Source organism: Paraburkholderia sp. NPDC080076 (assembly GCF_050281145.1).
Lineage (GTDB): Bacteria > Pseudomonadota > Gammaproteobacteria > Burkholderiales > Burkholderiaceae > Paraburkholderia.
On record NZ_JBNNWQ010000011.1, the window covers coordinates 21,252 to 34,420 of the forward strand.

Genomic DNA, 13,169 nt, shown 5'->3' on the forward strand with positions numbered 1-13,169 from the left:
CGGTGACAGAACTGCGAAAGCTTAGACGCCGAGCAATTCGACTTCGAACACGAGCGTGGCGTTCGGCGGAATCACGCCGCCCGCGCCGCGCACGCCGTAGCCGAGTTGCGGCGGAATAGTCAGCTTGCGCGTGCCGCCGACCTTCATGCCTTGCACGCCTTCGTCCCAGCCCTTGATGACCATGCCGCCGCCCAGCACGAAAGCGAACGGGTCATTGCGGTCCTTGCTCGAGTCGAACTTCTGGCCATCGGTCAGCCAGCCGGTGTAGTGCACGCTGACGGTCTTGCCGGCCACCGCTTCGGCGCCGGTGCCTTCAACGATATCTTCGTACTTCAAGCCGGATTCGGTAGTCACAGTCGACATGTGTCGCTCCTCAGGTCAAAAACGTAAAAACCGACATTGTAGGCGTGTTGGCGCCGCATGCCGAGGATTGCCGCGTGGCACGCGGATTGCGTGCTGATTGGCCGTCCGGCCAGGCTGGTGGCGCCGGACGGCATGCCTATAATGGGGCTTCTTTCAATCATCATGCACTGCCTGAGAGGGCTCGATCGTGACAACGTCTTCAACCGGGACTACCGGCGAAAAGCCGGTGCCTTCCGGCTTCGCCGTATCCGAACGGACCGCGCATCTCCGCGCGGAAACCGCGCTGTTCATGCGTGACCATGTGCTCTCGCTGGTGTCGCACGATCTGCGCGGTCCGTTGAATGCCATTCATAGCTGGGCGTACGTGCTGGAGCGCAAGCTCGACGCGAACGACCCCAACGCGCAGCGTGCCGTCACCGGCATTCGCAATGGCGTGGACCAGCAGGTCAAGTTGCTCGAGACGATCGTCGACGCCACGCGCGCCGAAACCAAATCGCTGGCGCTTGCCTATGCGTCATTCCCGCTGCATCCGCTGCTCGATGAAACCGTGGAAGAAGTCCGCTCGGGTCTGGCCCGGACGCGCGGTGTGGAAGTCACGCTCGACTCGCAACTCGCCACCGAGCAGCTCAACGGCGACCGCGAGCGCCTTGCAGCCGCGCTATGGCTGATGCTGACGTTCGCGGTCGAAACGAGCCCGGAAGGCGCCACGGTCGTCCTGTCCACGAAAGCCGACACGAGCGCATGGCACGCCAGCCTCGCGTACGACACGAACAGCGCCGCGTTGCAGGATCCCGCCTTGCCCCATGTGCTCGAAGCGTTTGCCCGCAAGCAGGCGCGCGAGCCGCGCGAGGCGAAACGCATCGCGTGGGTGCTGGCGCTGTGCAAACGCGTCGCGGAAGCGCACGGCGGCAGTTTCGAGCAAGTCGACGCGGCCGGCAGCGAGCCGGGCGGCAACGCTACGGCCACGCTTGCGCTACGCATCCCGCTGAGCGCAACAGCACCAAAGTGAACGGTTGGACTCAGCCACTTCGTTTGCGCGATTCAGATTTCACCGAGCTTTCACCCTCTATACTGACAACTTTTGTTGCCGGAGCCTTTCGCTTTGATCCAGGTCGTCGCCCTTATCGGTGCGTTGTTTCTCGTTGCCCTCAACGGTTTCTTTGTTGCCGCTGAGTTCGGTCTGGTCAAACTGCGGCAGACGCGCGTGCAAAGCCTTGCCGCCAAACATGGCATGCGCGGACGGCTGCTGGGCAAGGTGCACGGGCGCCTCGACGCCTATCTGTCCGCCTGTCAGCTCGGCATTACCCTCGCGTCGCTCGGACTCGGCTGGATCGGCGAGCCCGCCTTCGCGGAACTGCTCACGCCGCTCTTCACGCTGCTCGGCGTGGAATCGGAGAAGCTGATCCACGGCATTTCGCTGTTCTTCGCGTTCTCGTGTATTTCGTTCCTGCATATCGTGGTGGGCGAACTGGCGCCGAAGTCGTTGGCGATTCGTGAGGCGGAGAAGGTTTCGCTCTGGGCCGCTACGCCGTTGTACGGCTTCTACTGGGCCATGTATCCGGCGATCTGGGTGCTCAATACGAGCGCGAATGCCGTGCTCAAACTCGCCGGGCTCGACGCCGATCACGGCCACGACTCGCACTACTCGACCGACGAACTCAAGCTGATCCTGCGCGGCCGCCGCGCCAACGTCGCAACGGAACTGGGTTCGCCGGACGGTGCCTACAGTCAGGACGAGTGGAACACGATCGCGCACTCGCTGGATTTTTCGCGCATGACGGTGTCGGACCTCATGCGTCCGGCCTACGAAATGGTCGGTTTGCGGCGCGATTTGCCGTTGCGCGAAAACATGCAGGTGGTGGCGCGGCATCGCTTCAGCCGCTATCCGCTGTTCGAAGACGCATCGGGCGAACGCGTGGCCGGCATGATCCATTTGAAGGATCTGCTGCTGGCCCGCCATGCGGGCAGCACGCTCGACGATCTCTCCAAATACGCGCGGCCCGTGCAGTACGTGACGCCGGAGATGCCGGCGCTCGAACTGTTTCGCCGCTTCCGCAAGGGTGCGCCGCACTTCGCGCTGGTCGGCCACAAGCGTTCGAAGCCGATCGGGTTCCTGACGCTCGACAATCTGCTCGGCGCACTGGTCGGCCAGATCCACGACGAATTCCGTCAAGGCGACGCCGACTGGACGCGCATGGACGACGGCACCTTGATGGGCAAGGGCAGCTTGCCGGTGGTGTCGCTGGAACGCGCGTTGGGGATCGACATCGACGAAGGCAAGGCCGAATCGGTCGGCGGCCTCGTGATTCAGGCGCTCAACGATCTGCCCACCGAAGGGCAGCGCGTCGAGTTCGACCGCTTCGACGTCGTCGTCAAGAAGATGAAAGGACCGCGGATCGTGCTCGTGCGCGTCTATCCGAAAACCTTCGATGACGAAGGCGGCTAAGCCGCGATAGCGCTGCAACACGCCACAGGTAGAATTGTCGTCCACACCATTGGGGGCGACATGGGATATCTGTTGGTGCTGTGCGTCGGGTTGTTGGCCGGCACGCTGAGCGGCGTGGTCGGCACCGGCTCGTCGATGATGCTGATGCCCGTTCTCGTGATGCTGTTCGGTCCGCAACAGGCGGTGCCGATCATGGCGATCGCCGCGATCATGGGCAACTTCGGCAAGGTCCTCGCGTGGTGGCGCGAGATCGACTGGCGGGCGTGCGGCGCCTACTGCGTGACCGCCGTGCCGGGCGCGGCACTCGGTGTGCGCACGCTGCTTGCGTTGCCGCCGCACGCGGTCGAAATTGCGTTGGGTTTGTTCTTCGTCGCGATGGTGCCCACGCGGCGCTGGCTTGCGCGCCGGGATATCAAGTTCTCTTTGTGGCAGCTTTCCCTGATCGGCGGCGTGGTGGGTTTTCTCACCGGGATCGTCGTGTCCACCGGGCCGATCACAGTGCCGGTGTTCATGTCTTACGGCCTCGTAAAGGGCGCTTTTCTCGCGACCGAAGCGGCGGGCTCCTTGACTGTCTATGCCGCCAAAGTCGCGGTCTTCAATCATTTCGGCGCGTTGCCTTTGCATGTGGTGATCGATGGCTTGATCACCGGCTCTGCGCTCATGGTCGGTTCTTTTGCCGCGCGGCTGATTGTGGTTCGCATGAGCCCCTCGACGTTCAAACTGGTCGTCGACGGCTTGATGTTGTCTTCGGGACTTTCACTGTTGTGGGCAGCGGGACGCTAGGTTAGCCGACGGAAGCCTGAAACACGTCATCAGCGCTTCCCTTGATTCTTCACATCCTGATTGTACAAAGGGCGCGTGTGGCGGGACACGAAGAGCAGGGCACTTCAGCGGAATAACGCCTCATTCCGACCAGGTCCATAAAAAAGGCGGCGAGAGCACATACGCTCCAACCGCCTTCGCCCAGAAGATCAAGAGGATCAACTACGCGGCACGCCGTCCTCCACCAACACAGCGATCGGCATCGCGCCGAGCGCATCGCGCAGATACAGCAGACCGTTTTCATCGACCTTCGGCGCAGCGGGACTCAGCCAGTCGAACAGCGCTCGCGCGGATAGATCGGACGGCATCTCCAGCGCCGTGTCCTCCCATTTCGCCGGATCGACCATCGGCAAATCGCCATCGTCGCCGAGCAAGCCGGCCGCGAGCCGGCTCGCTATCACCACGGCCCACGCATTGCCATGCCGCCGCGCAAACGCGATTACACTCGACGCGTGCTTCCCGCGCACGGCGAGCGGCAGATACTCGCTCTGGCTCAGCAACTCCGGCAAATGCGCTCGCAACGCGAGCACGCGCTGCACCACCGCGAGCTTCACGCGTCCATCGCGCCAGCTCGGCAGGAATTCCGACGGCGGCGTCTGTACGAGCCACGCCTCGCGCTTGGCGAAATCGACGGGTCTGCGGTTGTCCGGATCGACCAGACTGAAGTCCCACAACTCGGTGCCCTGATAAAGATCGGGAATCCCAGGCGATGCCAGCCGCAACACGGTTTGTTGCAAGCTATTGAGCGCGCCGGCGCGGCCGATCCTCGTGACGAACGCGGACAACGCCTTCAGGAAGCCGTCACGCCGCTGCGGTGCGAGGATGTCGAACAGGAAATCGCGACAGGCGGCCTCGTACCCTTCGTCGGGCGCGAGCCAGTTGGTTTGCAGCTTGGCTTCGCGCAGCGCCTTCAATTGCCATTGCGCGACGCGCTCGGCCAGTTCCTTCACGCCGGCTTCATCGTCTGGTTGCAAATCCGGCGGCCAGCAGCCCACCAGTGTTTGATAGAGCATTGCTTCGGCGGCGGGGCCGGGCGCCCAGTGGTAGGTCGTGTCCTGGCCGACGCTGCTGACGGGTTTGCCATCGAACGCGCGACGATGCGGCGCATTCAACGTGGACCACGCGCGCAACGTCGCGCTCCAGTCCTGCGCGATCTCGCTCAACACAGCGAGCCGCGCGCGCACGTCTTCGCCACGTTTGTGATCGTGCGTGGCCGTCGCGAGCATCGCGTGCGGGAAGTGCTGCGAACGCTCCAGATTCGCCGCGTGAAACGCCTCGACCGACAGTGCGAACTCGCCCGGGTCCGAGCCGACTTCATTGCGCGACAACAGCCGGCCATAGCGATAGCACGCCGTATCTTCGACCGCCTTCGCGGCAACCGGCGCGGTCAGTTGTGAAAACAGCGTCTGGGCGGTGCGTCGCGCGGAACCGGCATGGCTTGGCGGTGTGCCGTTCTGGCCTTGTTGCTGCGGTGCGCCGCTTCGTCCGGGCGGCGGTTCTTCCGCGCTACCGCCGAGCCACGCATTCACGCGATCGAGCGCGACAAGATCCGCGCGCGAAAGCGTCCGTCGCGCGCCCTCCAAAGCCTGCTCGAAATAGACGTTATCTGCCGCGCTACGCAGACCGTTCTGCGGATAGATTCGATACACCGGAAAATGCACGACCAGTTCGGTCAACACACGCCGCAGCGTAGTGAAGGTGAAATCGCGCGTAGTCAGCGAATCGCGGGCAATGCGATGCAACGCGCGCGCCGCGCGGTCGAGTTCCGCCGACAGGTTTTCCGCGAGAATCTTGCGGCGCGCGATTAGCGCTTCGTCTGCAAAACGGGGGCTGCGGCCGGTCAGTTCGGCCCACGTTTGCGCGAGCGGTTCGGCGCCCGCCGGATCGTGCAGCAACGCGCCGACGTCGCTCATGAAATCGTAGCCGGTCGTGCCGTCCACGGGCCAATCGTCGCGCAGCGGTTCGCCGCGGCCGAGAATTTTTTCGACCACCACATACGGCGCGGTATCGCGCAGTTCCGTGAGACGTTGACGCAAACGCTGGCAATATTCACGCGGCTCGGCGAGGCCGTCGACGTGATCGATCCGTAAGCCGTCCACCACGCCTTCCTGGTACAGACGGAAAGGCAGCGCATGCACGGCCTCGAACACTTCGGGCCGTTCCACGCGCACGCCGGCGAGCGTCGAGATGTCGAAGAACCGCCGCCAGTTCACCTCGTCGGACGCGGTGCGCCACCACGCCAGGCGGAAGTGCTGCCGCTCGATCAGCCGATGCAGTCGGTCACGCGTCACCGGATCGTCAGGGGCATACGCCTGCAGGGCGATTTCGATCGCCGAGGCACCGTTTTGTGCGACGAACTCGCGCAGCATGTCGCGCCCTTCGGCGGCGCGCGGATGATCGGTCGGTTGCGTCGTGAGTCCGTGGAAGCGCTCGGCGAGCGCGTTGAGATCGGCGCGGTCGGCGCTTTGCAGAATCGACGCGTAATCGGTTGGGCACACGGGAAACACGTGCGGGCCGTAGCCGATATAAAAGCGCCCGATGTCGGCCGCGAAATGCAGCGCGATGCGGCCTGCCGCGAGTTCCTCGCCGTACGGCGCGCCGAGTGTGGGCACCAGCACCTTGCCGCGCAAGGCGGGATCGGGCGAATGCCAGTCCACGTCGAAGTGCCGCGCATAAGCGCTATGACGGCCCCATTCGAGGATGTCGAGCCACCACGCGTTGCTCGATCCGCCGACGCCCATATGATTGGGCACGGTGTCGATGATCAGCCCCATGTTATGCGCGCGCAGTTTATCGACGAGGCGCTTCAGGCTCGCCTCGCCGCCGCACTCGGCGCTGACCTGGGTGTAGTCGACGGTGTCGTAGCCGTGCATCGAGCCCGGTTCGGCCGTCGTAATCGGCGACGCGTACACGTGGCTGATGCCGAGCGCGGCGAAGTAATCGACGTGCTTCGCGGCATCGTCGAAGGTGAAGCCTCGGTGGAACTGGAGGCGAAGCGTGGAGCGCGGGACGGTCATGGCGTATCAGGCTCCGAAGAAGCGTTGGCGGAAGGAACCGGGGCGGTCGCGGCGCGGCGCGCGCGATCGACCGCGAGCAGCCGGTCGCAGAAAGTGTCGTCCTCGAACAGTTCGTCGATCGGCACGCTCACGCGGCGCCGCCAGTTCGGATGCTCGTCGATCGAGCCGGGCAGATTCGGCTGCTCGACTTGCGCAAGCAGATCCTCGAGCGGAAACGTGACCAGCGGGCCGGGCGTCGCGGCCACGAAGGCGAGCGCTTCGTCCACGGGCGCGCGGTCGGGCGGCGGCGCCGCGACGTCGGGCGCGGCCACGCCCGCTTGCTGGAACGCGCGCCACAACTCGGCGCGGTCTTGCGCGCGCACTTCCTGGGCCGCTTCCTCGGGATCGCGGCCGTCAGCGCGCGCCATCGTCTGGCCGATCCTGTTGCGCCACGTGATGTCGCTGCCGCGCCACCAGCCGGCGACCGTCGGCAGATCATGCGTGGTCGTAGTGCCGACCGCATTGCGATCCCAAGCCGAAGGCGGCTTGAATCCTTTGCCGTCGTGCGCGCCCTCGAACCACAGCACGCGAATCCCGGCGATGCCGTGCTCCTCTAGCCGCTCGCGAAAACCGGGCGGCACGGTGCCGAGATCTTCGCCGATCGCGATCGCGCGATGCCGCCACGATTCGAGCGCAATCAAACGCAGCAGGTCCTCGAGCGGGTAGCGCAAATAAGCGCCGTTGCGCGCGCTTTCGCCTTCTGGCACGAGCCACAGCCGCCGCAGGCCGAGAATGTGATCGATACGGATGCCGCCGGCATGCGCGAACGCCGCGCGCAACATGTCGATGAAAGCGGAAAAGCCCTGCGTGCGCATGGCGCGCGGCGAGAACGTGGTGAGTCCCCACGCCTGGCCGGCCTGATTGAACAGATCCGGCGGCGCGCCGACCGATACGCCCTGCAGCATGTCGTCCCGATACGACCATGCATGGCTGCCGGCGCTATCGCATCCCACCGCGAGATCGGCGATCAGGCCGACCGCCATGCCGGCATCGCGCGCCGCATGTTGTGCGTGCGACAAACCCTTGGCGGCGAGCCATTGCAGAAACAGATGAAAATCGACCTCATGACGATTGGCCTCGGCGAAGGCTTCGACTTCCGGGCTGCGCGGATCGCGCAATGCCTCGGGCCAGTTGCGCCAATGTCCGTTGCCGCCTTCTTGCGAGAGTTGCGCCGCCTGCAGCGCTTCGAAACGCGCGTGATCTTCGAGCGCGCGCCCGGCGCGTTCGCAGAAGCCGTGAAATTCCAGCGCGCGCGGCGTGTGCTGCGCGCGTTCGTGCGTGCAGAAATGCTCGTACAGCGTGCGCAAGACTTTCAGCTTCAGCACGACCGCGTTCGGCCAGTCGATCAGCGGCAAGCGTTCGAGTTTCGACCACGTGTCGCCGGCCTGTGCGGCTTCGAGCGCGGCATGGGCCGCATCCGCGCCGAACACGGCAGCGGGATCGATATGCGTGACGTTCAACCACAAACGCGACGACGGCGAATATGGACTGAAGCGCTCCGGCTCCGCGCTGAACATCGCATGAGTCGGGCTGACGGCGAGCGCGTGCGCGCCACGCTTCGCGCTTCCGACGGCGATTTGCGCAAGCGCCGAATAGTCGCCGATGCCGCCGTCGCCGGTGCGGCGCAAGCCGTATAACTGCGCGGCGATGCCCCACAGCGGCGGCGTGGGCCTGTTGTCGCCGGTGTCATCGTCGTTGTGCAGCGTGCGCCAAGCGTCGGCGACCGTATAGCAGCGCGGCGGCGCCACGGCCAGCGTCACGCGTTGATCGTTGATCACGAGCGTGTGATAGCCGGCCTCGTCGATCGGTGCGAGCAACGCTTCCTCGCCTTTGGGCGCCGTAAACCTGCCGTCGATGATCGAGCCGCTTTCAAGCTCGATCCGATAATGGATGCCGGATTTGATCGCCGCGACGTGCAAGGCAATGCCGCGCCCGACCTCCGCGGTCATCAGCGGCGGAAGTTTGCGGCCCGACAATTCTGCTTCCAGCGCGGCAGTGCTTTGGCGGATTTGCGTGGCGTTGCCGCACGGCAAACCCATCCGCTCGAGCAGCACGGCGAGTGTGGTCTCAGGCACATGCTGCGTCGTATGGTGCGCGTCCTGCCACTCCACCTCGAAGCCGGCGCGCGAGGCGAGAGTGACGATCGTGTTGTTAGGGCGTCGGGTAGTCACGCGTGGCGCTCCTGTTGGCCCGCAATGCGAGCATCGTGGCCGATAGCGTAGTCGCAGACGTCGCCGGTCAGCCACGCGACGAACGTGTACGGCGGCAACACCTTGACGTCGATCTGTTCGCGCACGCGTGGCGGCGTTTCGAAAATCACCTTGCCGGCCGGAATTTCGGCGCACGCCACGTTCTCTTTCGAAAGATTCAGCGCGACCGATAACGTCTCGCCGTCGCAGAGTTTCCAGCGCGCGATCAGCGCATTGGCGTCGCCGCCATTCGCCGCGGTCAGCACGATCACACCGCACGACTTGCTATGTTGCAGGCGCGGGGTAATCAGTTTGGCGCGCACAGCGAGCGCGGATTTGTAGAAGTGCATCCAGTCGAGGCGGTCTTTCGCTTCATCGCCTTCGTGATTCGGCGCTGTGTGCGACGCCGCCGGCGACGATGCCGCGAACGTCTTCACGTCGTTCGGATCGGGAATCTGCGCGCGGCGTTTCTCATCGCTGAACGAGGAAAAGCGCGCGAATTCGCGGCGCCGTCCTTCGCGGACCGCGTCGGCGAGATCGCCGGCGTAGTCGGTGAAGAACAGGAAGGGTCGCGTGGAGCCGTACTCCTCGTCCATGAAGAGCAGCGGGATTTGCGGCGATAACAGAAGCAGGCCGGTGGCGGCGCGCAACGCGTCGTCCGAGGTCAGTTTGCGCAGCCGCTCGCCGAACGCGCGGTTGCCGATCTGATCGTGGTTCTGCAGGAACATCACGAACGAAGTGGGCGGCAGATGACCGCTCGCTTCGCCGCGCGGCTTGCCGTCGTGTATCGGCGAAGGGTCGCCCTGATAGGCGAAGCCTTCCGACAGCACGCGCGCGAGACGGCGGATCGGCTGGTCTTCGTACGCGTGGTAATAGCCTTCCGTTTCGCCGGTCAGCAGCACGTGCAAGGTGTTGTGCGCGTCGTCGTTCCATTGCGCGTCGAAATGCGTTTCCAGCAGGCTCGCGCTGTTGTGCTCGTTTTCCAGCACCAGATGCACGTGCCGGCCGTGCTGCACTTTGGCGCGGATATGATCGGACAATTCGCGCAGCCACGCGTGGTTGTCGATAGCGTGCACCGCGTCGAAACGCAGCCCGTCGAGACGATATTCGTTGATCCAGTAGACGGCGTTATCCGTGAAGAAGTCGCTCACTTCGCTGCGCTCGAAATCGATCGCCGGGCCCCACGGCGTGTGCGTGCCTTCGCGGAAAAATGAGCGGGCGTACTGGTGCAGATAGTTGCCGTCCGGGCCGAAGTGGTTATAGACCACGTCGAGAAAAACCATGAGGCCAAGACCGTGCGCGGCATCGATCAGCGCTTTCAGATCTTCTGGGCGGCCGTAGGCGGAATCGGGCGCATACGGCAACACGCCGTCGTAGCCCCAATTGTGCTTGCCGGGGAAGTCGTTCAACGGCATCAGTTCGATGGCGGTGACGCCGAGCGCGGCGAGTTCCGGCAGGCGCTTCTGCACACCTGCATAACCGCCCATTGCGCCGACGTGCAACTCGTACAACACCGTTTCTTCCCAAGGCCGGCCATGCCAGTTCGTGTGTTCCCAACGGTACGCGCGTGGGTCGATGACTTCGCTCGGGCCATGCACGTCTTGCGGCTGAAAGCGCGATGCCGGATCGGGCACCGCATGCTCGCCATCCAGCCGGAAGCGGTACAGCGTGCCCGCGCCGCCGTCGACGCTTGCTTCGAACCAGCCGTTACCGGCGGGCGTCATATCGTGCGTGCCTTGGGCAGGGCCGTTTTCGATTTCCACCTGGACGTGTTGGCAGGAAGGCGCCCAAAAGCGAAACCGCGTGCGCGGCTTCGAGCCCGTCGCGCCTAGCAACTGCGCGCCGAACGGCAAACAGTGCGCGTGATGATGCGCATGAGGATCAATCGGACTTTCGGACATGATTCGTCACCATTCAGTTTTGCTTTCGAGCCGCGTGTTACGCGTCGCTCGCGGCGCCGCTACCGCCTAAGTAGTCGGCGACATATCGCTACTGGGCGGATGCGCACCAGGATCGGGCGGAAGCGCAGTCAAAAGCCGCGGTCCGTGCTGCGCGCCGGCCTTCCAGCCCGCCTGCCAATCCGCTTCGCCCACCGGCTGCGCAGCCAGCATCACGAGGCTATGCGCGGCCACTTCGACCTCTCCAACCGCCAGCCGATGCGGCGTGCTCTCCGGCTCAGCAGTGTCTAACAGCACGTGCCATTCCAGGTGCGGGGCGGGCGGCGTAAAACGCAGTGTTTCCTCGTTGGCGTTGAGCATCATCAACAATACTTCTGTTTCGCCGTTTAAGCCTGGACCCGCGCGCCGCAGCGTGAACGCGCGGCCTTCGGGATCCTGCCAGGCCTCGATGGTGAGCGGGTCGCCGTGCTCGTCGAACCAGCCCACGTCGAACAGGCCGGGCAACACTTCACGATCGCCGAATAGAAAGCGCGTTTCGCGCAACAGCGGATGTTGCTTGCGCAGCGCGATCACGCGCGCGACGAACGCGGTCATCTGCTGCCCGTCCGGCGATTCCGCGCGCTCCCAGTCGAGCCATGAAATTTCGTTGTCCTGGCAGTACGCGTTGTTGTTGCCGTTCTGCGTGCGCAGCGATTCGTCGCCAGCCAGCACCATCGGCGTGCCGAGCGCCATCAGCAGCGTGGCGATCAGCGAGCGCGCCACGCGTTTGCGCGTGGCGAGAATCGCGGGGTCGTCGCTCGGGCCTTCCACGCCCCAGTTGCGGCTGCAGTTCTCGTTGTGGCCATCGTTGTTGTCTTCGCGATTGGCTTCGTTGTGCTTCTGCTCGTAAGCGGTGACATCCGCTAACGTAAAACCGTCATGCGACGTGACGAAATTGACCGACGCCCACGGCTTCCTGAAGCGCCGGTTGAACAGATCGGCCGAGCCGGTCAGACGCGCGGCGAGATCGGGCCGCAAACCGGCGTCGCCGCGCCAGAAACGGCGCACGGTGTCGCGGAAACGGTCGTTCCATTCGCCGAAACCCGGCGGATGATTGCCTAGCTGATAACCGCCCGGTCCGATATCCCAAGGCTCGGAAATCAGCTTGCGTTGGGACAGGATCGGGTCCTGGCGCAACGCGTCGAAGAAACCGGAGCCAGGATCGAAACCGTGCTGCTCACGGCCGAGCGTAACGCCGAGATCGAAACGGAAGCCGTCGATGTTGAAAGCGGTCGACCAATAGCGCAGCGAATCCATCACCATTTGCAGCACGCGCGGATGCGGCAGATTGACTGTGTTGCCGCACCCTGTGTCATTGATATGGTGACGCTCGTCGCCGGGAATCAGGCGGTAGTAGCTGGCATTGTCGAGGCCGCGCCACGACACCGTTGGCCCCATCTCGTTGCCTTCGCAGGTGTGGTTGTAGACCACGTCGAGAATCACTTCGATGCCGGCCGCGTGCAACTGACGCACGGCGATGCGCATTTCGTCGAGCCGGTGCGTGCTCAGATACGACGGCTCCGGTGCGAAAAATGCGGCCGTGTTGTAGCCCCAGTAGTTGCGCAGCCCGCGTTCCACCAGGAAGCGGTCGTTGAGAAACGCATGCACCGGCAGCAATTCGACGGCGGTCACGCCGAGTTTCAGCAAATGCTCGATGAACTCCGGAGAAGCCAGCGCCGCGAACGTGCCGCGTTCGTGCTGACGCAAATCGGCGCGCAACATCGAGACGCCGCGCACATGCGTTTCGTAGACGATGGTTTCGCCCCACGGCACATTCGGGCGCTTGTCGTGCGACCAGTCGAACGCTTCGTCGATCACCACGCACTTCGGCATGGCGGGCGCCGAATCGCGCCGGTCGATAGAAAGGTCAGCGCGATTCGAATGCACGCGATAACCGAACAGCGCATCCGACCAGCGAAACTGTCCGACCAGTTTGCGCGCGTACGGATCGAGCAGCAGCTTGTGCGGGTTGAAGCGATGCCCATGCTGCGGCTGATACGGCCCGTGCGCGCGAAACCCGTAAGCGGTGCCCGGATGCGCGTTGGGCAGGTAGCCGTGCCAGACTTCGTCGGTGCATTCGGGCAGTGTGAAGCGGCGGATTTCCTTGCGGCCGGTCGGATCGAACAGGCAAAGCTCGATTTTTTGCGCGTTCGCCGAAAACACCGCAAAGTTGACGCCGAGGCCATCCCAGCTGGCGCCGAGCGGATACGGCGAACCGGGCAGAAGCCGGTCGGGCATTGCATGCGACATGATTCCCCTTCCTTGTTCTGATTGTTGAACGCTGTCGTGGGTCTTCATGCAACGAGCGCGCGGCGCGAAGATTTCGCACGCCGCGCGCTCGCTTCACAGCACCTCC

At 64.2% G+C, this 13,169-nt stretch carries 8 protein-coding genes; 3 read left to right on the forward strand and 5 right to left on the reverse strand.

The window, feature by feature from the left end:
* Positions 1-21: 21 nt before the first annotated feature.
* Positions 22-363 (reverse strand): FKBP-type peptidyl-prolyl cis-trans isomerase, encoded by a 342-nt coding sequence (locus tag ACQKRQ_RS33330; RefSeq protein ID WP_027803023.1) that lies wholly within the window; start codon positions 361-363, stop codon positions 22-24.
* Positions 364-550: 187 nt separating this feature from the next.
* On the opposite strand from ACQKRQ_RS33330, the gene ACQKRQ_RS33335 reads away from it, so the two are divergent.
* The 3 genes from ACQKRQ_RS33335 (at position 551) to ACQKRQ_RS33345 (ending at position 3,592) form a co-directional block, all read left to right on the forward strand.
* A complete protein-coding gene (locus ACQKRQ_RS33335) occupies positions 551-1,372 on the forward strand; it encodes a sensor histidine kinase (protein WP_132383652.1) in 822 nt (273 codons plus the stop codon).
* A gap of 93 nt (positions 1,373-1,465) precedes the next feature.
* A complete protein-coding gene (locus tag ACQKRQ_RS33340; protein WP_132383654.1) occupies positions 1,466-2,809 on the forward strand; it encodes a hemolysin family protein in 1,344 nt (447 codons plus the stop codon).
* 60 nt (positions 2,810-2,869) lie between these two features.
* Positions 2,870-3,592: a sulfite exporter TauE/SafE family protein gene (locus ACQKRQ_RS33345; protein ID WP_132383656.1), complete on the forward strand. Its 723-nt coding sequence runs from the start codon at positions 2,870-2,872 to the stop codon at positions 3,590-3,592.
* Positions 3,593-3,789: 197 nt separating this feature from the next.
* Here ACQKRQ_RS33345 and treY read toward each other — a convergent pair whose 3' ends face one another.
* The 4 genes from treY to glgX all read right to left on the reverse strand — a co-directional run bounded on the left by treY (position 3,790) and on the right by glgX (position 13,063).
* Positions 3,790-6,648, reverse strand: coding sequence for a malto-oligosyltrehalose synthase (treY, locus tag ACQKRQ_RS33350; RefSeq protein ID WP_427481683.1), 2,859 nt, complete (start codon positions 6,646-6,648; stop codon positions 3,790-3,792).
* Positions 6,645-8,858 (reverse strand): 4-alpha-glucanotransferase, encoded by a 2,214-nt coding sequence (gene malQ / locus ACQKRQ_RS33355; protein ID WP_427481684.1) that lies wholly within the window; start codon positions 8,856-8,858, stop codon positions 6,645-6,647. Before malQ ends, treY begins: the two co-directional genes overlap by 4 nt.
* Positions 8,855-10,777: a malto-oligosyltrehalose trehalohydrolase gene (gene treZ, locus ACQKRQ_RS33360; RefSeq protein WP_427481685.1), complete on the reverse strand. Its 1,923-nt coding sequence runs from the start codon at positions 10,775-10,777 to the stop codon at positions 8,855-8,857. Before treZ ends, malQ begins: the two co-directional genes overlap by 4 nt.
* Before the next feature lie 66 nt (positions 10,778-10,843).
* Positions 10,844-13,063 carry a glycogen debranching protein GlgX gene (gene glgX / locus ACQKRQ_RS33365; RefSeq protein ID WP_427481687.1) on the reverse strand — a complete coding sequence of 740 codons (2,220 nt, stop codon included), beginning with the start codon at positions 13,061-13,063 and terminating at the stop codon, positions 10,844-10,846.
* Between the last annotated feature and the right edge of the window lie 106 nt (positions 13,064-13,169).

What these genes read in the sequence shown, in the direction of transcription:
- ACQKRQ_RS33330 (WP_027803023.1), bottom strand. Translation starts at nt 363, where the DNA reads ATGTCGACTGTGACTACCGAATCCGGCTTGAAGTACGAAGATATCGTT.
- ACQKRQ_RS33345 (WP_132383656.1), top strand. Translation starts at nt 2,870, where the DNA reads ATGGGATATCTGTTGGTGCTGTGCGTCGGGTTGTTGGCCGGCACGCTG.
- treY (WP_427481683.1), bottom strand. Translation starts at nt 6,648, where the DNA reads ATGACCGTCCCGCGCTCCACGCTTCGCCTCCAGTTCCACCGAGGCTTC.
- treZ (WP_427481685.1), bottom strand. Translation starts at nt 10,777, where the DNA reads ATGTCCGAAAGTCCGATTGATCCTCATGCGCATCATCACGCGCACTGT.
- glgX (WP_427481687.1), bottom strand. Translation starts at nt 13,063, where the DNA reads ATGTCGCATGCAATGCCCGACCGGCTTCTGCCCGGTTCGCCGTATCCG.